Raw genomic sequence first — 18,801 nt, forward strand, 5'->3', positions numbered from 1 at the left:
CGGACGAGAAGAACGCCACGGCCGGAACCCGGACCGCCCGTGCCCGTCTCAGCAGGGGACCACGGCCACCGGTCCGAGCGCATGAGTGAGTGTCGTCTGCGCCACCGGCGACAGCCCGAATCCAAGCTCCTCGCCGCCCTTGCGCCGTCCGATCACCGTGAGGGCGGCGGTCGCCGACGCCGTGACCAGGGTGTGGGACGCGGATCCGTGGACCGGCTCCTGCACAACCTCGACCTGCGGATACTTCTCCGGCAGCCCGGCGGTGAGCTCCGCGAGGGTCCGCTCGGCCGCGCCTGCCGCCGCATCCCGGTCGAAGACGGGGCCACCGGAGAGCATCGACGAGAACATCGTCCAGCCGTGCACGATCCGCAGGCGCGCTCCGGGCCGGGTCATGGCGGCCTCGAACGCGAAGTCCAGCACCGCCTCACTGCTTTCGTCGGCGGCCACCCCCGCGACGATGTCCGAGAATGTCTCCGCCGCCTCCGCCCCCTCCTCGTCCGCCCGGCCGGTGTGAACGACGACGACGGGACACCTGGCCATCGAGGCGGTCGTCAGACTGTTCGAGCCGATCAGCAGTGACCGGAACCCGCCCAGCCCGCGCGAGCCCAGTACCAGCAACGACGCGTGCTCACTCAGCGCGGTCAGCGCCGCCGCCGGGAAGTCCATCGGGGCGAGGGTCGATGTGTGCAGGGTCGGAGCGACCTGCGCCACCCGGCCCACGGACTCCGCGAGCAGTTCCTCGGCCTCGCGCCGCTGCGCCTCCTGGCTGGTACGCCGATTGAGCGGCCTGACATGCACGATCGTCAGCGGAAGCCCTCGCCGGACGGCGTCGCGCGCGGCCCACTCGAGCGCCGCGTAGCTACGCCATGAACCGTCGACGGCGGCGATCACAGGAAGCTCGGCGGTGGTCATGGAGTCCTCCAGGGTCCAGCGGTACACGTCCCAGGCTGTACGTGTACGGGGCATACGGCAGGGACTTTCGGCCGTGTCCGCCCCGTATCACCCCGGTCGTGTTCCGTACGCTACGGCCGGTCGGCGTCCGGCGCAGGAGCAGCCGGAGTGTGAACTGCGAAGCGGTGCGAAGCGCTGAAGCGCGTCGCGGAAGGGCACGAGCAGACAGGTTTCCGGTCTCTCCGGTCTCTCTGGACTGTCGGCTTCGGGACTTCTGCGACGCGCTTCGATTGAGGGCGATCGGGCAACGGCCGCCCTCATGGAGGAGCGGCGGGCGTATCAGCTGCCGGCGATGTACGCCGTGAGGGTGCCCAGATTCTCGATGAAGTCCGACGTGGTGATGCCCAGCGGACTGTCCTGCGGCGTATAGGGGGATTCCAACGGCGGCTTGAGCGGGTCGTAGGGCGAGGTGTCGTAGACGTCGCCCACATTGCGGCTCATATAGGCCTTGCCGTCGTACGGCGTCGCGGGTGCCGGACCCTGGTAGGGGTTGGTGATCGAACCGATCGGTGTCAGCCAGTGATCGCGGCCGCCGAGTCCCTCGACGACGGCATCGGCCTCTGCCCGGGTCACGGTCGGCAGCGACAGATCGGCGTCCCGGAACAGGTCGTCGAGACTGAGGTCGCTCATCGAGAAGTAGTCCGGCAGCTCACGCCTGCCGTGGGCGGAGAGGGGCGAGCGGGCCTTGAGGTCGGCGACCTCGGACCGGCTCATCCCCATGAGCTCCTCGTACGTCGCGTGCAGCGCGGCGGTGTCGACCTTGCGGCCGCCGCCGTAGTGGCTCGGGGTGTCCCGGTGGTCGTAGTCGTTGTAATAGGCGCCGTTGCGGATGTTGGAGCCGAAGCGGTGTACGAAGCGGGCGCGGTTGGTGCCCAGTTCGACGAAGGTCGGGTGTGTACTGGAGGCCAGCAGCGGGTTCTCCGCCTTCTGCTGGTCCGTGAGCCGGCAGCTCTCCAGCCAGGCTATGGCGTCCGGGACGCGGCGCAGGAACTCATGGTCACCGGTGAGCCGGAAGTAGGCGAAGAGCTGCGACACGTTGGTCTGAGTGGTGTGGGTGACCAGTGACCGCGGCTCGTAGGACCGGGCGCCGGCGGGAGCGCCGGCCGGTCGGCCGCCTGCTGCGCGGGCGAGGTGCTGGAGCCCCCAGCCGGCCTGCGGACCAGGCTGCTGCATGCGGTGGAGACAGGCCATGGCCCGCCTGACGTTGGGGATCAGGTCCCGGCGTCCAAGGGCGGTGATGCACATCAGCAGGAACTTGATGTTCTCGCCGAGCACGTTGTCGTTGAAGGTCACATGTCCGGTGTAGTCGCCGTCCTCCATGCCGTGCCGGATGCCGGACGGCAGCCACGACGGCAGCTCGTCCGGCCAGGGCGTCTGCTTGACGGAGCCGGAGAAGGCCGGGAAACGCTGTGGCCAGCCGCCGTCGGCGACACCGCCGCGGTACTGCGCCGCGACGACGAAGCGGATCGCACGGTCCAGGGAGGCCTCGAACTTGGGGTGCGGCCGCTCCAGTTGGAGCCGGAGGATCAGCTGAGCGGCGGTCGAGGTCGCCGCGTCGTCGAACGTGGCGTTGCCGTAGAAGTGCTGGAACTCCTCGAGACGCCACCCGTTGGCGCCGATGGTCTCGTACCACTTCCGCAGCGACCCCTGGCCCGCCGTGTCGTGGATGTAGTTCCAGCCGCCGCACGCCAGTTGGGCGTCGACAAGGGCCAGCCCGGTGCGCTTGGCCGCTCGGTAGCAGGCCTCCGATCCGGTGGCGTGGTAGGCGTCGAGCAGGCTGTGGCCGACGGACGGGGTGCCGGGCGGCTGGATCCAGCACATGGTGCGCCGGGCTTCCATCTCGCCCCAGGTGGTCGAGAGGTCCGGCAGGTAGCTCCAGACGTAGCCGCCGCCGTAGGAGACGTGCTCGTCCATGAACGTGGTGACGCGGCCGACCGCTGCAGCGACCTCGCCGCGCGTCCGTGGGGTGGCGGGAGCGGGAGCGGTGCGGGGCGTGGTGCCGGCGGCCGAGGCGCGCCCGGCCGACCCGATCACAAGTGCCGCTGCCGGTGCGACAGCGAGGCGGGAGAAATTGCGGCGGCTCACTGGCAAATGCATCGAACGACTGCCTCCACTCTGGTGGCGAAACGCGAATGAAGGGCCGCGGGGAGGCGGTCCTGGGCATGACGCAGCGTGATCCGAGGATCTCGCTCTCCATGCGAAAGGAGTTCTAGCACCATGTGATGGCGGAGCCAAGAGGTCACACACAACAACAGCGTTCATGTATGTGGAGCACGGGGGTAGTCAATCGGTCATATGCGACGCATTAGTTCGGCTATCTGGACACCACGAGTCAAGTTGAGCGTCCGGGCGGAGCCCGCTGGTCGTCACGCAGAGATATGCGCAGCCCCCTTGAGTGACGCGGTGGCCACGGCTTAAGGTCGTCCGGCGAGGGGTGATCGCGGTACTCCGGAGGGCGTACGGCGACTGCCTCCGGACGTACGACGACGGCCGCACACCCCCCGAGGGATGCTCCGGACATGGAGAACGAGCCCGCCGCATCCACCAGGACGGAACCGGTCCGCAGCAGCACGCCCGACACGCCGCCTACCGCGCCCACGGGGCGGAAGTCGAGCCCGGTGGAGCGCCTGTGTCACGCGACCGGCGCGGCGCTCGTCGTCTCCGGGCTGCTGCATCTGATCGTCTTCGCCGTCGACGGCGGCCCCTGGGACGGCCCGGTCTCCTGGCGCAAGCCCGTCACTTTCGGGCTCTCCTTCGGCCTGACGCTCATCGCGATCTGCTGGGTGGCCTCGTACGTACGCCTACGCGCCCGCACCCGTACCGTGCTGCTCGCGGTGTTCGCCGCCGACTGCGTGCTGGAGGTCGTCGGCATCACACTCCAGGCCTGGCGCGGCGTACCGTCCCACTTCAACATGGAGACCCCCTTCGACACGGCGGTCTCGATGTCGCTGGCCGTCGGCGGGGCAGTGCTGGTCGTCATTCTTACCGTCCTGGCGGTGGCCTCGTTCGTCCGGCGCCCCGAAGGTCCGACCGGTATGGCGCTCGCGCTGCGCGCCGGTTTCGCGATCCTTGTCGTCGGGCTGCTGGCGGGCGCTGCGATGATCGCCCGCGGTGTCTATCTGACGCGTACCGGGCACCAGTTGGCCGGCTACGCCTCCACGGCATCACTCAAACCGCTGCACGGAGTCAGCCTGCACGCGATCCTTGTGCTGCCCATGCTGGCCAGGGTGCTGGCCGGCACACCGTGGAGCGAATCCACCCGGCGCACCCTCGTCCGCGCCGCTGTCGGGTGCTACGCGGTGGCCGTCGTCGGGGCGCTGACATGGGCTGTCGTGGCGTACTGACGTGTCGCCCACGGAGGGTCGGCCTGATCTTCGACCCGTGTGGTGGCCGTCCGCCGGTTGGTGGTGGTGAACCGATGAGCAGGGTCACCGAAGCGGGACAACTGCCCGTCCGTAGGCGTGGATCGCCGCGTGAGCGGAATGCCCGTGCGGGCCGGCCGGTCATCCGGGAGACTTCCGGCATGAACAAGATTCCCACTATGTTCGTCCGCGACTTCGCCACTCGCCCCGCGCGCGTGCTGCCGGAGGTGACGCTCGGCTGCGAGTGGGTGCTCGCCGGGGAGGGGCGCGCGACCCGCAAGTACGACGGCACGTGCGTGATGCTCGACGAAGCAGGCGATTGGTGGGCACGGCGCGAGGTGAGACCCGGCAAGCCACCGCCGCCGAACTACGTGGTCATCTCCACCGACGACGCAACCGGAAAGACGGTCGGCTGGGAACCGATCGGTCAGTCTTCATTCGCGAAGTTCCACGCAGAGGCGGTCCGGAACATCGGACCCTGCGAGGGGATCACCGGGACCTTCGAACTGGTCGGCCCGAAGATCAACGGAAACCCGGAACGCAGTGACCTCCATCGCCTTGTCGAGCATGCCCTCGCGCGGGACGTCGCCGTGCCGGAGCTGACCTTCGAGGGCATCCGGAGCGCCGCGCTGGCCCTGGCCACGGCCGACGGGTGCGAGGGAATCGTCTGGCACCACCCCGACGGGCGGATGGCGAAGATCAAGGCGCGTGACTTCACCCCGGACCGGCCATGAGGCCGGTGCCGACCCGGCCCACGGGCCCGTATCCCCTTTCGGTGCACGCTATCGGCAGCTCCTCAGCCGCCCGGCGGTGACGGCAGGGACGGTACGGACGGGCGGGGCGGCAGGCCCGGTGCTGTCGGCCGGACGTGTCCTGGTGGATACTCCCTGCAGGCCCCGCCGGATGTTCCGGACGCCCTGGTGTGCCGCCGGAGTGATGCAGAGGCACCGTCGCCGGACACCAGCCGCAGCCTTCTCGGGCTCGGCGCCCTCACAACGACCGCTATGCACAGGAGACTTGATGGCTGACGCTTCACCGCGCCGCGCGGACGACAGCGCCGAGGACATAGGCACGACGGTTGCCCTCGACCCTGTCGAGCGGCCGCGGCCGCAGTACGCGGGCCTGTTCGTCGCGCCCCCCGACCTGCCGGCAGCCGACACCGACTGACGCATCCCCCTCCCGCACGGGCGTCAGCGGTCACGAGGAGATGGATTCGTCCTCACGGCCCCACATGAACAGGTAGCGGTTACCTCCGCCCATGAGGCGGTGGACTGGTCGGACCCCACCCATCCTTCAGAGGTGCAGGTGGTGGGGCTCCGGCCAGGAGGCCAGGTCGCCGCGTATCGCGCGAGGCGACCTGGCTGAACCACCGTCCCAGGTCGCTCACCCCGCCCTGGCCAGGATCGAAGCCGTACTGAGGGCCGTCCCGTAATCCCCGGCGGGCGCTCGACGACAGCTCCGGCACCCCGCGGCGTCGCCGGAACGCCCGAATAGCCCTCAGCCCGCCGACTCACCCGCGTGCGGGCTCAATACACCTGCCCCCACCAGGGCGAACAGCAGCGCGCCCAGCAGCACCCGGTAGATGACGAACGGCATGAAGCTCTTGGTCGTGATGAACTTCATGAACCACGCGATGACGGCGTACCCCACGCCGAAGGCGATGAACGTCGCGAAGATCGTCGGCCCCCACGACACGTGCCCCTCGCCCGCGTCCTTCAGCTCGAAGACGCCCGAGGCGAGCACCGCGGGGATCGCGAGCAGGAACGAGTAGCGGGCCGCCGCCTCGCGGGTGTAGCCCATCAGCAGACCACCGCTGATCGTGGCGCCCGAGCGGGAGACACCCGGGATCAGGGCCATCGCCTGGCAGAAGCCGAAGATCAGACCGTCCTTGACACCCAGCTCCTTGAGGGACTTCCGCTCCTTGATGGCCCGGTGCTTGCCGCCGGTCTCGTCCCGGGCTGCGAGACGGTCGGCGATGCCGAGGACGATGCCCATGACGATCAGGGTGGTGGCGATGAGCCGCAGGTCGCGGAAGGGGCCTTCGATCTGATCCTTGAAGGTCACGCCGAGGACGCCGATCGGGATGGAGCCGACGATGACCAGCCAGCCCATCTGGGCGTCGTGGTTGCTGCGCATCGACCGGTTGGTCAGCGAGCGGAACCAGGCCGAGACGATCCGCGCGATGTCCTTGCGGAAGTAGATGAGGACGGCCGCCTCCGTGCCGATCTGGGTGATGGCGGTGAACGCCGCACCCGGGTCGTGCCAGCCGGCGAACGCAGCGGTCAGCCGCAGGTGCGCGCTGGAGGAGATCGGCAGGAACTCGGTCAGTCCCTGAACGAGGCCCAGGACGAACGATTCGAACCAGCTCATGGGGCTTTGGCCATCCCGGAAGTCATCGTGCATCGGCCGACGGACAGCAGGGCCGTCGGCAACGTGCGGAGTGCGGTCATGTGAGGCAGGGGCCACGGCGGGCCCGATGATCGTCTGTCGTGCGCGGGAAGCGTATCGCCCTTGGGTGAACGGGGTGACGGCTGCCCCCGGCGATCGACCGGAGCCGGCGCTGTGCCCGGTGCCGTTCAGCGGGCGCACAGGCGGTCCGCCGACATCGCCCGCCAGGTCGTTCGGCGTCGGGACGGTTGCGCCGGCGCCGCCCGCGGATCATTCCCCGTCGGAACCGTGCCGCTTGCCCTGCGGGCCGGTCATTTCGCGCCGAGACGGTGCCGCTTGCGCCAGGCCACGACGGCCGCGCCGATCCCGGTCAGCACGATGAAGCCCATCGCGGCCAGGAACGCGGGCGACGTCGGCGACGAGGCCTCGCTGCCCGCGACGACGTATGCGGCGGTGTTCGGGACGGAACCGATCCCGGTGGCCATCAGGAACGGCGGATACCCCATCCGCGACACCGCGGCGCAGTAGTTGGCAGCCGCGAACGGCACGCCAGGGAAGAGCCGCAGTGCCAGCATCGAACGGAAGCCGTGCCGGCTCAACTGCCCGTCCGCCGCCTTCAGCCAGCGCCCGCGCAGCAGCGTACGGAGCGCGTCCTGCCCCAGCACCCTGCCCAGGCCGAACGAGATGCCCGCGCCCAGCACGGTGCCCGCCAGCGCGGCGGCCAGACCGGCCTGCGAACCGAAGAGCGCCCCCGCGGCCAGATTGAGCAGCGGCCGCGGCACGAATGCCACGGTGCACACCCCGTACGCGACGCCGAACAGCGCAACCGCAGTGCCGCCGCTGCTCAACCGGGTCGGCCAGCCGGTGGCCAGCAACCGCTGCGGTTCGAGCAGCAGCATCGCTGCCGCAGCGGCCAGCAGCAACACCACGAGCAGCGAGAACCGGGACCAGGGCGAGCGCAGCGCCCTCGAACAGCGCACGGCCAGGCCGGTGGCGGACCGCGCGTCGGGGAGGGGGTCGAGCATTCGGGGAGACTAACCGACACCCTTGTGTGATCGCCGTAATGTGCCCCGTACGGGCCGCCCCGTCGGCAGCAAGAGACTTCGGCGGCGGTGCCAGGTGCCGGCTCCCACCGCTGTGGGTGCGTGGACATGAAGCAGCTCCGAAGTTCGCCGGCCGGGGGATGAACTCCCTTACCGGGGCTGCCGGAACGACCGGAGAGAAAACCATTCGACGGCTCCGCGGCCGTCGGCCATGATCGGACCCATGTTCCGGTACGCCTTCCTCGCAGCGCAGTCCGCAGTCGCGGACGCGCCGAAGGCTGCCGTCGTCCCCCCTGTCGATGTTGCCGCCGCGTTCGCCGCTGCCGCAGCAGCAGTTGACGCAGCAGCGTTCGCCGCTGCCGCAGCACCCTTCGGCGGCGCCCGAAGCTGACCCTCCCCCGACAGTCCGGCGGACCCCGCAAGGGGAGGGTCGGCAGGGCCCTGGGGTCTTCTCTCTCAGCTTCGTATCCAGAAGGAATCGAGCCATGCCCAAGACGGCATACGTGCGCACCAAGCCGCACCTCAACATCGGAACCATGGGCCACGTCGACCACGGCAAGACCACCCTGACGGCGGCCATCACCAAGGTCCTCAGCGACCGTGCCGGCAGCAGCACCTCGTACGTCTCGTTCGACCGGATCGACCGGGCGCCCGAGGAGGCGCAGCGCGGCATCACCATCAACATCGCGCACGTCGAGTACGAGACCGACACCCGCCACTACGCGCACGTCGACATGCCCGGCCATGCCGACTACGTCAAGAACATGGTCACCGGCGCCGCGCAGCTCGACGGGGCGATCCTCGTCGTGTCCGCGGTCGACGGGATCATGCCGCAGACCGCCGAGCACGTCCTGCTCGCCCGTCAGGTCGGCGTCGACCACATCGTCGTCGCCCTCAACAAGGCCGACGCGGGCGACCCCGAGCTGACCGACCTGGTCGAGCTGGAAGTCCGCGAGCTGCTCTCCGCGCACGGCTACGGTGGCGACGGCGTCCCCGTCGTCCGGGTGTCGGGTCTGAAGGCGCTGGCGGGCGACCCGCGCTGGACCGCGTCGGTCGAGGCGCTGCTGGACGCAGTCGACACGTACGTACCGATGCCGGTGCGCTACACCGACGCGCCGTTCCTGCTGCCCGTGGAGAACGTCCTGACCATCACCGGCCGGGGCACGGTCGTCACCGGGGCCGTCGAGCGCGGCACCGTCCGCGTCGGCGACCGGGTGTCCGTGCTCGGGGCGGACATCGAGACGGTCGTCACCGGTCTGGAGACCTTCGGGAAGCCGATGGAATCCGCGCAGGCCGGCGACAACGTGGCGCTGCTCGTGCGCGGGGTGGAGCGTGACCGGGTCCGCCGCGGCCATGTGGTGGCGGCGCCCGGCAGCGTGACGCCCTGCCGTCGCTTCACCGCGCAGGTGTACATCCTGTCGGCGCGGGAAGGCGGCCGGACCACACCGGTGGCCACCGGCTACCGGCCGCAGTTCTACATCCGTACCGCGGACGTGGTCGGCGACATCGACCTCGGCGAAGCGGCAGTGGCTCGTCCCGGCGACACGGTCACCATGACCGTCGAGCTGGGCCGTGACACACCGCTGGAGTCCGGCCTCGGCTTCGCGATCCGGGAGGGCGGCCGCACGGTCGGCGCGGGCACCGTGACCGCCCTGCTCTGATCGGTACCCGGCCACGCAACGGACCCGGCCCCCGCGCCACAAGGGGGGCGGGTCCGTTGCCATGCGCAAGACTGACGGCATGGCAGACATTGCACTGGTGCTCGGAGCCGGCGGCGTCACCGGAAGCGCGTGGGAGACCGGGATCCTGTACGGACTCGCCGAGGCGGGTACGGACCTGTCCACCGCCGACCTCATCATCGGCAGCTCCGCCGGGGCCGTCGTCGGCGCCCAGCTCGCCTCCGGACTCGGCCTCCCGGAACTGTACGCCCGCCAGCTCGCCGATCCGCAGGGCGAGACCGGTGGCAGGCTCGGCACGGCCACGCTCATGCGCTACGCCCGGGCCGTGCTGACCGCGGGAACCCCCGAGGCGTACGGGCGGAAGCTGGCCCGAATGGCGCGGGAGGCCCGGACCGGAATCACCGCCGCCGATCGGCGGGCTCTGATCGCGAGCAGGCTGCTGACGCCCGAGTGGCCCGAGCGGCAGCTGCGCATCACCGCCGTCCACGCGACCACCGGGGAACTCCACACGTTCGACAGGGACAGCGGTGTCCCGCTCGCGGACGCCGTCACCGCCAGCTGCGCCGTACCCGCGGTCTGGCCGGTTGCCACCATCGACGGCCAGGACTGGATCGACGGCGGGGTCTACTCCCCGGCCAACGCCCATCTGGCGGCCGGATGCGAGCGCGTCGTTGTCATCGCACCGACGGCCACCGGCAACAAGGTGATCGTCTCGCCCCGGTCGCAGGCCACCGACCTCGAAGCGAGGGGCGCCCGGGTCGCCGTCATCACCCCGGACGCGGCCGCCAGGAAGGCATTCGGCCGCAACCCCCTCGACCCGAGCCGCCGGGCGGCCGCCGCGCGAGCCGGACTCGCCCAGTCCGCGACGTACACCGAGAAGGTCGCCGCGGTTCTGAGCGGCTGAACCCGCACCCCACAATGGAAGGGTGAACGAGCCGATACCTGTGATCCGGGACGTGGATCAGGGCACCGCCAGACTGCTTCCCGATGTGGACCGGGACCGGGCCTGGCTGCTCACCGTCGACGGCGCACCCCAGTCGTACGTCGACCTCGACGATCCGGCCCATGTGGAGTTCGAGTACGCGCGACGGCTCGCCCATGTCCTGGACTGCGCCGGGGAGCCGGACGCGCCCCTCGACGTACTCCATCTCGGCGGCGGCGCACTCACCTTGCCGCGCTATGTCGTCGCGACCCGACCGGGCTCCCGGCAGATCGTCGCCGAAGCCGACCGTGGCCTTCTCGACCTCGTCACCGAGCAGCTGCCGGTCCCCGACGGCAGTGGGGTCACCGTGCACGCCAGGGATGCCCGCGGTCTGCTGGAGGAGACACCGGCCGCATCCGTGGACGTGCTGATCGCGGATGTCTTCGGTGGCTCACGGGTGCCCGCGCACCTCACCTCGGTCGAGTATGCGAGGGCGGCCGGGCGGGCGCTGCGGGACGACGGCCTCTATGCCGCCAACCTCGCCGACAGCTCGCCCTTCGGCTTCCTCCGGTCGCAGCTCGCCAACTTCGCGGCCGTCTTCGACGAGCTCGCTGTGATCGCCGAACCGGCGGTGCTGCGCGGCAGGCGCTTCGGGAATGTCGTCCTGGTGGCCTCCCGCAGTCCCTTCGACATCGCGACCCTGGCCCGCCGCTGCGCGGCCGACGCCTTTCCGGCCCGGGTCGAGCACGGCGTTGCGCTGGACCGGCTCATCGGCGCGGCCCGGCCGGTCGGGGACGCGGACGCGGTGCCGTCACCCGAGCCGCCCGACGGCGCCTTCACCATCGGCTGACGGTGCCTTCCCGGCCGCGGCGGACGGCCCCGCGGCCACCGGCACGGTGGCGGCCGTCCGGCGGGTGAGGTTGCGTACGTCGGGTACGAACAGCACGGCCCCCGTGACCAGCACGATCAGCACGGCGCAGCCCCAGAGCGCCTGGCCTCGTCCGACCAGGTCCTCCACCGGACCGGCGACCGCGGTGGACAGCGGCAGCATCGCCACCGATCCGAACCAGTCGTACGCCGAGACGCGCGACAGTTTCTCCTCCGGGATCTCCTGGTGCATGGCCGTCATCCAGGAGACCCCGAACACCTCGATGGCGATGCCGCTGACGAACATCACCGCGCTGAGCCCGGCCACCGGCAGCGGCACCGCGAGCGCCGCCGACGGCAGAGCCAGCGGGAAGACGCAGAGCGTCCCGGCGAGCAGCAGCCGCCGGGGCTTCCAGCGCATCATCAGCAACGCCCCGCACAACGTGCCGACCCCGAATGCGGCGAGCGCGAAACCCCAGGGGCGGGCGCCGCCGAGCTCGTCCCTGGCGACCAGCGGCCCGTACACCGACTCGGCGGCCCCGACCACCGCCACCACCACGGAGAACTGCGCCACGATGGACCACAGCCAGGGGCGGCCGATGAACTCCTGCCAGCCTTCGCGCAGATCCGAGAGCAGCCCGCCGCCCGGTGCGCGCGACGGGATGTGAGCGACATCGAGGAAGGCGCGCAGCGCCCCGGCCACCGCGAACGCCGCGGCGTCGACGGCCAGCACCCAGCCCGGGTTCATCGCCGCGATCATGGCGCCACCGAGCGCCGCACCACCGATGGCGGCGCCGTGCATCGACATCCGGAAGAGAGCAAAAGCGCGGCTGGCCTGCTCGCCGCTGACGCTGGACATCAGCATGCCCTCGGCCGCCGGGTTGAAGAACGCCTGCCCGGTGCCGCACGCCGCGGTGAGCACCATCATCTGCCACAGCTTCGGATCGCCGGCCAGGACCAACCAGGCGAAGGCGGCCTGCGAGACGCAGTTGAGGGCGTTCGCCGCGACCATCACCCGGTGGCGCGGCAATCGGTCGGCGATGGCGCCGCCGATGAGCAGGAACACGACCAGGGGCGCGGTACGGGCAGCGGCCACCAGGCCGACGTCGCCGCCGTCACCGCCCGACTCCAGCACGGCGAACGCCGCCGCGATCAACGCGCCATGGGTCCCCAGGCCCGTGATGATCGCGGCGGCGGTCAGCAGACTGTAGTTGCGCCCGGCCCAGGCGGGGCGGCGCATTCGGGACGGGGGAACGGAAGCAGGAGTCACCAAGGGACTATCCCTGTCCGGACCCCGACCTGCCAAATGCGCTGCCCGGGCGGTACGCGGAGCGGATGTGGATCAGGAGCCGGTCAGACGTGCATCAGGGCTTGGTGACTTCCGTGAGCCGCAAGGTGCTGAGGATCTTCTGGATCGTGGTGTCCGGAAGTTCGCCCTCCACGTCCGCTCCGGCGTAGAGGATCCACGAGGAGTACTCACCGTTCTTGTTCTTGAAGGAGAACGCGATCGACTTGCCGTCGCTGTCGCACTTGTTCTTCTTGGTGACGCCGGGCGCGGTGGCCGTGACGACACTGCCGGTGACACCGGACTCGGTGGTGTACGGCTTGGGCTTGCCGATCTTGATGGTGCCCTTCGGCATGTGCTGCGCATAGGCGGCCCACACCCAGTTCGCGGCCTCGTTCGTGGCGGCCTCGTCGGTGCTCTTCGCACCCTGGGCGCCCTTGGTGCCGACACCGGCCAGGCTCATGTCCTCCTTGGTGCCGTCCTTGTCGGGATCGTCGACGCACCACTTGCTCTTGTAGTACGCCGGCGCGGTGAAGCCGACCGCGGGCGACCCGTCGCCCTTCTTGTCGTCCTCGAAGCCGGAGAAAATGCCGGGTGCGGAGACCTCCCAGTCACCGGGCACGTCGAACTGGGTGCCCCACTTGGGGTTGGTGACGACCTTCCAGCCGGCGATGAGGGGCTTGGCGTCACCGTCGGTGCCTCGCGGGTTCGCCTCGGGCGAGGACGCGCCGTCTGACGGCTTCGGGGAGGACGACGACTTCCCGTCATCGGCGACGTCCGTACCGCCCTTGTCGTCGTTCTTGTTCATCACCACGACACCGGTGACCACGGCAGCCACGACCACGGCGGTGGCCGCGACGATCGCGACGACGGTCGTCGACTTCTTCTTGTTGTCGCCCGGCTGCGGCGCACCGGGCGGACCGGGAACCGCGTACTGCGGCACGGTCGGCTGCTGGTAGGGGTTCGGCTGCGGATATCCGGGCTGCTGCCCCTGCTGCGGGTAACCCGGCTGACCCTGCTGCGGGTAACCGGGCTGGCCCGGCTGCTGCCCCTGCTGCGGGTAACCCGGCTGCTGCCCCGGCTGGCCCTGCTGCTGATATCCCGGCTGCTGATAGGGATTCGGCTGCTGGTACCCCGGCTGCTGGTACGGGTTCTGACTCTGGTCCTGCGGGTTCTGCTCGCCCCCGGGCGGCTGCTGTCCTGGCCACATGGCGAGTAACGATAGAGGGGCGGCGGCCGGTCGGCTACGGCCGCCCCCGCGAGGGAACGGTCAAGGCGGCCGCCTCGTGGGCGTCTTGAGGGGAGCGGGGATGGTCAAACGGTTCTACTCGTGAGTAACATTCGGCGCATGAGCGCTGAACAGATGACAGTCGGAGACATGCTCGTCGCCACCGTTCCGATGGCCAGGACCCTCAATCTGGAGTTCCTCGAGACGACCGCGGAGCGTGCGGTCGTCCGCATGCCCGACCAGGCGGACTATCACAACCACGTCGGCGGGCCGCATGCCGGAGCGATGTTCACGCTCGCCGAGTCGGCGAGCGGTGCGATCGTCATCGCCGCCTTCGGCGACCAGATGTCGCGCGCCGTACCCCTCGCCGTGAAGGCGGAGATCGGCTACAAGAAGCTGGCGATGGGCGTCGTCACCGCGACCGCGACCCTGGGTCGGCCGGTGGCGGACGTCGTCGCCGAACTCGACGAGGGCAAGCGTCCCGAATTCCCCGTCACCATCGAGATCCAGCGCGCGGACGGCGCGGTGACCGGTGAGATGACCGTCGTCTGGACACTCCGCCCGAACGCCTGAGGACCGCACCGCCCGACCTGGGCCGTCCCACCCCTGACGAGGGCGGGGGCGGCCCTTCGCGCTGTCCGGGCGGCTGGTGGGACGGGTAGGCTGCCCGCCGTGCGCCGATGTTGCCGGCGGGCGACAGCACATCAGCACGGGAGGAACCGGCGTTGCACATCCAGGAGTGGCTGGAGACAGTCCCCGCGGTCAGCGTGTACGTCCTGGTGGGCGTCGTCATCGGTCTGGAGAGCCTGGGCATTCCGCTGCCCGGTGAGATCGTCCTCGTCAGCGCGGCACTGCTGGCCGCCGGGCACAGCGGCATCAATCCGGTGATCCTCGGTGCCTGCGCCTCCGCCGGAGCGATCATCGGGGACTCGATCGGGTACGCCATCGGGCGCAGGGGCGGCCGGCCGCTGCTCGCCTGGCTCGGCGGCAAGTTCCCCAAACACTTCGGTGCGGACCAGATCGCCATGGCGGAGCGGTCGTTCCAGAAGTGGGGTATGTGGGCGGTGTTCTTCGGCCGCTTCGTCGCACTGCTGCGCATCTTCGCCGGACCGCTGGCCGGCGTCCTGCGGATGCCGTACTGGAAGTTCCTGATCGCCAATGTGCTCGGCGGCATCGTCTGGGCGGGCGGCACCACGGCCGTCATCTACTCGGTGGGAGTTGTCGCCGAGGCCTGGCTGAAGCGTTTCTCCTGGCTCGGACTGGTGGTCGCGGTGCTGATCGGGCTGACCTCGATGCTGGTCCTCAAGAGCCGCGCCAAGAAGGCGGCGGCGCAGTCCGGGGAGCGCACCGCAGCCGAAGCGGAAACGGTGCCGGCGGCGGACTGAGCCACCCGCCCGGCGGCTCGGGCCGGCGGCTCGTACGGCGGTCAGTCCTGGTGCGCCTGGCGGTGCGCCTTGGCCAGCTCGACGTAGCCCACTGCGTTGAACTTGATGCCCTCGAGCTCCTCCTCGGTCAGCTCGCGCTTGACCTTGGCCGGCACGCCCGCGACGAGCGAACCGGGCGGCACCCGCATCCCCGGCGGGACCAGTGCCTGAGCGGCGATCAGCGACCCGGCGCCGATGTGCGCCCCATTGAGAACCGTGGCCCCCATGCCGACCAGGACGTCGTTCTCGACGGTGCAGCCGTGCAGTACGGCGTTGTGGCCGACCGAGACGCGCTCGCCGACCGTGACGGGGAACCCGGGGTCGGCATGGACGCTGCAGTTGTCCTGGATGTTGCTGTCGGTACCGATGGTGATGGGAGCGCAGTCGGCCCGCAGCACCGCCTGGTACCAGGCGCTGGAGCCCGCGGCCATGGTGACCTCGCCGATCACGACGGACGTCGGTGCGGTGAAGGCCGCCACGTCGATGTCCGGTTCGTGGCCGCCCAAGCCCGTGATCAACGCCTGCTCTGCCATCGCCCGTTCCTCCGTGTTCCGGTTCGTTCGGCCCCGTGGTCCGGCCGCCGTTGTTCGATCGCCCTTGTTCGATCGAGCCAGGGGAACGGTATGCGACGGCCCTACGCCCCGCGGAGTGGGGTGAACATCACAGGACACCGCGGTGATCGTTCCGGCCGTGCCGACTACCGTGAGCGAGTGCCGAAGAACAGCAACACGTTCTCATCCCTCACCGCCTGGCGGCGCCGTGTCCTGTCCCGCGCCGTCCACCGCGGCTGGCGTGCGATCCAGGAAGCGGGCGCGATCACCGCCCAGCATCCGGGTGGGCTCCGGTTCGGCCGCATCGGCGAGGGGACCCGGCTGGCCTTTCCGCAAGGCACCGTCTTCGGTGAGCCCTGGATCGAGCTCGGCGGCCACTGCATCATCGGCGAGCAGGTCACCCTGACCGCCGGACTGATGCCGGACCTGGACCTCGGTTCCGCGCCGATCCTGACCCTGGGCGACGGTGTGGTGCTCGGCCGCGGCAGCCATGTCGTCGCCGACACCACGGTGACCATCGGCTCGAACACGTACTGCGGGCCGTACGTCTACATCACGTCCACCAACCACAGTTACGACGATCCGCACGAGCCGGTCGGCAGACAGTGGCCACGCATGGAGCCGGTCGCCATCGGACCGGGCTGCTGGATCGGCACGGGCGCGGTGATCCTGCCGGGGGCCCGGCTCGGCCGCAACGTGGTGGTCGCGGCAGGTGCGGTGGTCCGCGGAGAGGTACCCGACCACGCGGTGGTGGCCGGGGCACCGGCACGTGTCGTACGCAGCTGGGACCCGGTGAAGGGCTGGCAGCCGCCCCTGCGTACGCCCGCTCCGGTACCGATCCCGGCCGACGTCACGCCGGAACAGCTGTTGGCCGTGGCGGAGCTCGAGGAAAGGCCCTAGGGTCGGCTCGGCTTCCTACCCGGTGGCGAGCAGTACGGTCCCCACCAGGGCCAGCCCGGCCCCCGCCGCCTGCACCCCGCGCAGCCGTTCGCCCAGGACGCCGCGGGCGGCCAGCGCCGTGACCACCGGGTAGAGCGAGGCCAGGACGGCGGCCACGGTGACGGGGCCGTGCTGCGCGGCGATCGAGTAGGTGCCGTTGGCCGCGACATCGGCGAGGCCGACGAACGCCAGCGCGGGCAGCGCGGCCAGCAGTACGGCCGCCCCGCCCTCCGCGGGCAGTGCGCGCGCCCCGCGCCGTACCGATACGTACAGCGCCGCGCCGCCCACCGCGATGTTGGTGAGGCGCTGCACGAAGAGCGCCAGGAACAGACCGGTGACCGTCGTGGACGCCTCCGCGATCAGCGACATCACCGCCCCGAAGCCGAACGCTGCCACCAGTGTCAGCAGCACCGCCTGTCGCTGCACGGGCGCCCCGCGCAGCTCCGGTCCACCGGCCAGCACGATGCCCGCGATCGCGACGCCGACTCCGGCGAACTGCAGCAGCCCGGGCCGCTCGCCGATGATCAGTCCGACACTCACCGGCACCGCTACGCCCAGCGAGCCGAGTGGCGAGACGACGCCCATGGGGCCGAGCGCCAGCGCCTTGTAGAAACTCAGCATGGCCACCGGGCCGACCGCACCGGCGGCCACGGCGAACCAGAGCTGACCGCCGGCCTCGCTCCAGCCGCCGGTGGCGACCACGATGATGCCCAGTACGACCGCCGCGACGGTCTGCGAGGCGACGACCACGGTGAGCGCGGGCGTACGCCGGGTGAGCAGGCCGCCGCCGAAGTCGGCCAGCCCCCACAGCAGGCTGGTGGCCAGGGCGAACAGTGCTGTCATCGGCATGCCTCGCAGTACAGTGCGGTGAACGGTTGGGTGCACCACACCGTAGTGCAGTATTTTTGACTCTGTCATCCAGAATATTGGACGGAACGTGTCTGACCTCGACCAGCTGACCCAGTCGCTCGCGCGCAACCTCAAGCGCTGGCGCGGCGAACGTGGCTTCACCCTGGATGCCCTCGCCGCGCGCGCGGGGGTCAGCCGCGGCATGATCATCCAGATCGAGCAGGCGCGCACCAATCCGAGTGTCGGCACCACGGTCAAGCTCGCCGACGCCCTCGGTATCAGCATCACCACCCTGCTCGACTACGAACAGGGATCGCATGTCCGGCTGGTGCCCGAGAGTCAGGCGGTGCGCATGTGGTCCACCGAGGGGGGCAGTTCCACCACCCTGCTCGTCGGTACGGAGGCCAGGGGCCCGATCGAACTCTGGTCCTGGCGTCTGATGCCCGGCGACGGCAGCACCTCCGACCCGCACCCCGAAGGCACCGTCGAACTGCTCCACGTCACGGCGGGCGTGCTCACCCTCGAAGTCGACGGCGAGACCCACTCCGTACCCGCGGGCACCTCCGCCACCTTCGAGGCCCACCACCCGCACGCCTACCGCAACCAAGGCTCCGAACCGGCCGAGTTCACGATGGCGGTGTCCATCCCGCCCGTACGCTGAGACGCCCGATCGGCGGCCGTGCGGTCGCTGTTAGCGTGGCGCGTATGCGCGCACCCATCGGCACCTTCGAGAATGCCGCCCCCGCCGTCGACCGCATCGACCTCCTCACCCCTCCGGTCGCCGAGGCCGTGCGCGAGGGGTGGGGCGGTGTTTCCGCCGACCGGATCCTCCATGTCGACACGGACCCGGAGATCGCGGACACGGCGGTCTTCGTCACCCACCACGGCGCCGACCTGCTCGACCGGTCGGCCAACTGCGTCGTGGTGGCCGGCAAGCGCGGCGGCGAGGTCACCCTGGCAGCCTGCGTCGTCCTCTCCCGCACGCGCGTCGATGTGAACGGGGCGGCCCGCAAGCATCTCGGCGCCCGCAAGGCGTCGTTCGCCTCCATGGACACGGCGGTCGGCGAGACCGGCATGGAGTACGGGGGCATCACCCCGATCGGACTCCCGGCCGGCTGGCCGCTGCTGCTCGATCCCGCAGTGGTGGACGAGGAGTGGGTACTGATCGGCAGCGGCAGCCGCCGGGGCAAGCTGATCGTCCCGGGGAAGGCGCTCGCGGCCCTGCCGAACGCGGTGCTCGTCGAGGGGCTCGGCGTCACGGTGTGAGGCGCCGACGCCTCTGTTCGAAGTCGTCGGGGTGTCGCGGCCGACGC

20 protein-coding genes are annotated in these 18,801 nt (G+C 70.5%); 12 read left to right on the forward strand and 8 right to left on the reverse strand.

The genetic code is table 11. From position 1 onward, the window contains the following. Nucleotides 1-48 precede the first annotated feature (48 nt). Nucleotides 49-912 (reverse strand): universal stress protein, encoded by an 864-nt coding sequence (locus tag OHB49_RS34885; RefSeq protein WP_329166728.1) that lies wholly within the window; start codon nt 910-912, stop codon nt 49-51. Between the two features lie 318 nt (nt 913-1,230). Beyond that, the gene (locus tag OHB49_RS34890; protein WP_329164877.1) at nt 1,231-3,036 is read right to left on the reverse strand and encodes a pectate lyase; all 1,806 of its coding nucleotides are present in this window, start codon (nt 3,034-3,036) and stop codon (nt 1,231-1,233) included. A gap of 434 nt (nt 3,037-3,470) precedes the next feature. Here OHB49_RS34890 and OHB49_RS34895 point away from each other — a divergent pair, with 434 nt between their 5' ends. The 3 genes from OHB49_RS34895 (at nt 3,471) to OHB49_RS34905 (ending at nt 5,480) form a co-directional block, all read left to right on the forward strand. Then, nucleotides 3,471-4,295, forward strand: coding sequence for a hypothetical protein (locus OHB49_RS34895; RefSeq protein ID WP_329164878.1), 825 nt, complete (start codon nt 3,471-3,473; stop codon nt 4,293-4,295). Between the two features lie 179 nt (nt 4,296-4,474). Beyond that, nucleotides 4,475-5,047 (forward strand): RNA ligase 1 family protein, encoded by a 573-nt coding sequence (locus OHB49_RS34900; RefSeq protein WP_329164880.1) that lies wholly within the window; start codon nt 4,475-4,477, stop codon nt 5,045-5,047. 286 nt (nt 5,048-5,333) lie between these two features. Then, nucleotides 5,334-5,480, forward strand: a complete 147-nt coding sequence (locus OHB49_RS34905; protein WP_158711298.1) for a hypothetical protein — start codon at nt 5,334-5,336, stop codon at nt 5,478-5,480. 330 nt (nt 5,481-5,810) lie between these two features. Here the strand turns inward: OHB49_RS34905 and OHB49_RS34910 are convergent, their stop codons facing one another. Both OHB49_RS34910 and OHB49_RS34915 read right to left on the reverse strand, forming a co-directional pair. Beyond that, the gene (locus OHB49_RS34910; protein WP_329164881.1) at nt 5,811-6,683 is read right to left on the reverse strand and encodes an undecaprenyl-diphosphate phosphatase; all 873 of its coding nucleotides are present in this window, start codon (nt 6,681-6,683) and stop codon (nt 5,811-5,813) included. A gap of 329 nt (nt 6,684-7,012) precedes the next feature. Next, nucleotides 7,013-7,726: a TVP38/TMEM64 family protein gene (locus tag OHB49_RS34915; RefSeq protein WP_030976320.1), complete on the reverse strand. Its 714-nt coding sequence runs from the start codon at nt 7,724-7,726 to the stop codon at nt 7,013-7,015. A 241-nt stretch (nt 7,727-7,967) separates the two neighbouring features. Here OHB49_RS34915 and OHB49_RS34920 point away from each other — a divergent pair, with 241 nt between their 5' ends. The 4 genes from OHB49_RS34920 to OHB49_RS34935 all read left to right on the forward strand — a co-directional run bounded on the left by OHB49_RS34920 (nt 7,968) and on the right by OHB49_RS34935 (nt 11,195). Further along, a complete protein-coding gene (locus OHB49_RS34920; RefSeq protein WP_199919266.1) occupies nt 7,968-8,135 on the forward strand; it encodes a hypothetical protein in 168 nt (55 codons plus the stop codon). Between the two features lie 94 nt (nt 8,136-8,229). Beyond that, nucleotides 8,230-9,405, forward strand: a complete 1,176-nt coding sequence (gene tuf / locus OHB49_RS34925; protein WP_329164884.1) for an elongation factor Tu — start codon at nt 8,230-8,232, stop codon at nt 9,403-9,405. 79 nt (nt 9,406-9,484) lie between these two features. Next, on the forward strand, nt 9,485-10,327 hold the full coding sequence (locus OHB49_RS34930) for a patatin-like phospholipase family protein (RefSeq protein ID WP_030976327.1): 843 nt from the start codon (nt 9,485-9,487) through the stop codon (nt 10,325-10,327). A gap of 22 nt (nt 10,328-10,349) precedes the next feature. After that, a complete protein-coding gene (locus OHB49_RS34935; protein WP_030976329.1) occupies nt 10,350-11,195 on the forward strand; it encodes a spermidine synthase in 846 nt (281 codons plus the stop codon). On the opposite strand, the gene OHB49_RS34940 is transcribed toward OHB49_RS34935, so the two are convergent. Together OHB49_RS34940 and OHB49_RS34945 are read right to left on the reverse strand one after the other, a co-directional pair. Continuing rightward, on the reverse strand, nt 11,157-12,482 hold the full coding sequence (locus tag OHB49_RS34940) for an MFS transporter (protein ID WP_443079592.1): 1,326 nt from the start codon (nt 12,480-12,482) through the stop codon (nt 11,157-11,159). The two genes, OHB49_RS34935 and OHB49_RS34940, sit on opposite strands and share 39 nt — an antisense overlap. Before the next feature lie 94 nt (nt 12,483-12,576). Further along, a complete protein-coding gene (locus tag OHB49_RS34945) occupies nt 12,577-13,707 on the reverse strand; it encodes a hypothetical protein (RefSeq protein ID WP_329164885.1) in 1,131 nt (376 codons plus the stop codon). A 153-nt stretch (nt 13,708-13,860) separates the two neighbouring features. Between OHB49_RS34945 and OHB49_RS34950 the strand changes: the two genes are divergently transcribed. Then, on the forward strand, nt 13,861-14,298 hold the full coding sequence (locus tag OHB49_RS34950) for a DUF4442 domain-containing protein (protein ID WP_030976335.1): 438 nt from the start codon (nt 13,861-13,863) through the stop codon (nt 14,296-14,298). Nucleotides 14,299-14,450: 152 nt separating this feature from the next. Then, complete coding sequence (locus OHB49_RS34955; protein ID WP_329164887.1) at nt 14,451-15,110, forward strand: DedA family protein; 660 nt, start codon at nt 14,451-14,453, stop codon at nt 15,108-15,110. A 41-nt stretch (nt 15,111-15,151) separates the two neighbouring features. Here the strand turns inward: OHB49_RS34955 and OHB49_RS34960 are convergent, their stop codons facing one another. After that, entirely contained in the window at nt 15,152-15,682 is a 531-nt protein-coding gene (locus OHB49_RS34960) for a gamma carbonic anhydrase family protein (protein ID WP_329164888.1), read from the reverse strand. Nucleotides 15,683-15,859: 177 nt separating this feature from the next. On the opposite strand from OHB49_RS34960, the gene OHB49_RS34965 reads away from it, so the two are divergent. Next, the gene (locus tag OHB49_RS34965) at nt 15,860-16,600 is read left to right on the forward strand and encodes an acyltransferase (protein ID WP_030921751.1); all 741 of its coding nucleotides are present in this window, start codon (nt 15,860-15,862) and stop codon (nt 16,598-16,600) included. A 15-nt stretch (nt 16,601-16,615) separates the two neighbouring features. On the opposite strand, the gene OHB49_RS34970 is transcribed toward OHB49_RS34965, so the two are convergent. Then, nucleotides 16,616-17,482: a DMT family transporter gene (locus OHB49_RS34970; protein ID WP_329166732.1), complete on the reverse strand. Its 867-nt coding sequence runs from the start codon at nt 17,480-17,482 to the stop codon at nt 16,616-16,618. A gap of 94 nt (nt 17,483-17,576) precedes the next feature. Here OHB49_RS34970 and OHB49_RS34975 point away from each other — a divergent pair, with 94 nt between their 5' ends. Continuing rightward, nucleotides 17,577-18,149: a helix-turn-helix domain-containing protein gene (locus tag OHB49_RS34975; protein WP_030976343.1), complete on the forward strand. Its 573-nt coding sequence runs from the start codon at nt 17,577-17,579 to the stop codon at nt 18,147-18,149. A 44-nt stretch (nt 18,150-18,193) separates the two neighbouring features. Then, complete coding sequence (locus OHB49_RS34980) at nt 18,194-18,754, forward strand: YbaK/EbsC family protein (protein WP_329164890.1); 561 nt, start codon at nt 18,194-18,196, stop codon at nt 18,752-18,754. Nucleotides 18,755-18,801 lie beyond the last annotated feature (47 nt).

Origin of the sequence: Streptomyces sp. NBC_01717 (genome assembly GCF_036248255.1) — a bacterium.
Classification (GTDB): Bacteria; Actinomycetota; Actinomycetes; order Streptomycetales; family Streptomycetaceae; genus Streptomyces.

Coding starts and splice junctions, on each gene's coding strand:
- tuf (WP_329164884.1), top strand. CDS start 8,230: ATGCCCAAGACGGCATACGTGCGCACCAAGCCGCACCTCAACATCGGA.
- OHB49_RS34905 (WP_158711298.1), top strand. CDS start 5,334: ATGGCTGACGCTTCACCGCGCCGCGCGGACGACAGCGCCGAGGACATA.
- OHB49_RS34915 (WP_030976320.1), bottom strand. CDS start 7,726: ATGCTCGACCCCCTCCCCGACGCGCGGTCCGCCACCGGCCTGGCCGTG.
- OHB49_RS34960 (WP_329164888.1), bottom strand. CDS start 15,682: ATGGCAGAGCAGGCGTTGATCACGGGCTTGGGCGGCCACGAACCGGAC.
- OHB49_RS34980 (WP_329164890.1), top strand. CDS start 18,194: ATGCGCGCACCCATCGGCACCTTCGAGAATGCCGCCCCCGCCGTCGAC.
- OHB49_RS34945 (WP_329164885.1), bottom strand. CDS start 13,707: ATGTGGCCAGGACAGCAGCCGCCCGGGGGCGAGCAGAACCCGCAGGAC.
- OHB49_RS34920 (WP_199919266.1), top strand. CDS start 7,968: ATGTTCCGGTACGCCTTCCTCGCAGCGCAGTCCGCAGTCGCGGACGCG.
- OHB49_RS34895 (WP_329164878.1), top strand. CDS start 3,471: ATGGAGAACGAGCCCGCCGCATCCACCAGGACGGAACCGGTCCGCAGC.
- OHB49_RS34900 (WP_329164880.1), top strand. CDS start 4,475: ATGAACAAGATTCCCACTATGTTCGTCCGCGACTTCGCCACTCGCCCC.
- OHB49_RS34910 (WP_329164881.1), bottom strand. CDS start 6,683: ATGAGCTGGTTCGAATCGTTCGTCCTGGGCCTCGTTCAGGGACTGACC.
- OHB49_RS34885 (WP_329166728.1), bottom strand. CDS start 912: ATGACCACCGCCGAGCTTCCTGTGATCGCCGCCGTCGACGGTTCATGG.
- OHB49_RS34950 (WP_030976335.1), top strand. CDS start 13,861: ATGACAGTCGGAGACATGCTCGTCGCCACCGTTCCGATGGCCAGGACC.
- OHB49_RS34930 (WP_030976327.1), top strand. CDS start 9,485: ATGGCAGACATTGCACTGGTGCTCGGAGCCGGCGGCGTCACCGGAAGC.
- OHB49_RS34970 (WP_329166732.1), bottom strand. CDS start 17,482: ATGACAGCACTGTTCGCCCTGGCCACCAGCCTGCTGTGGGGGCTGGCC.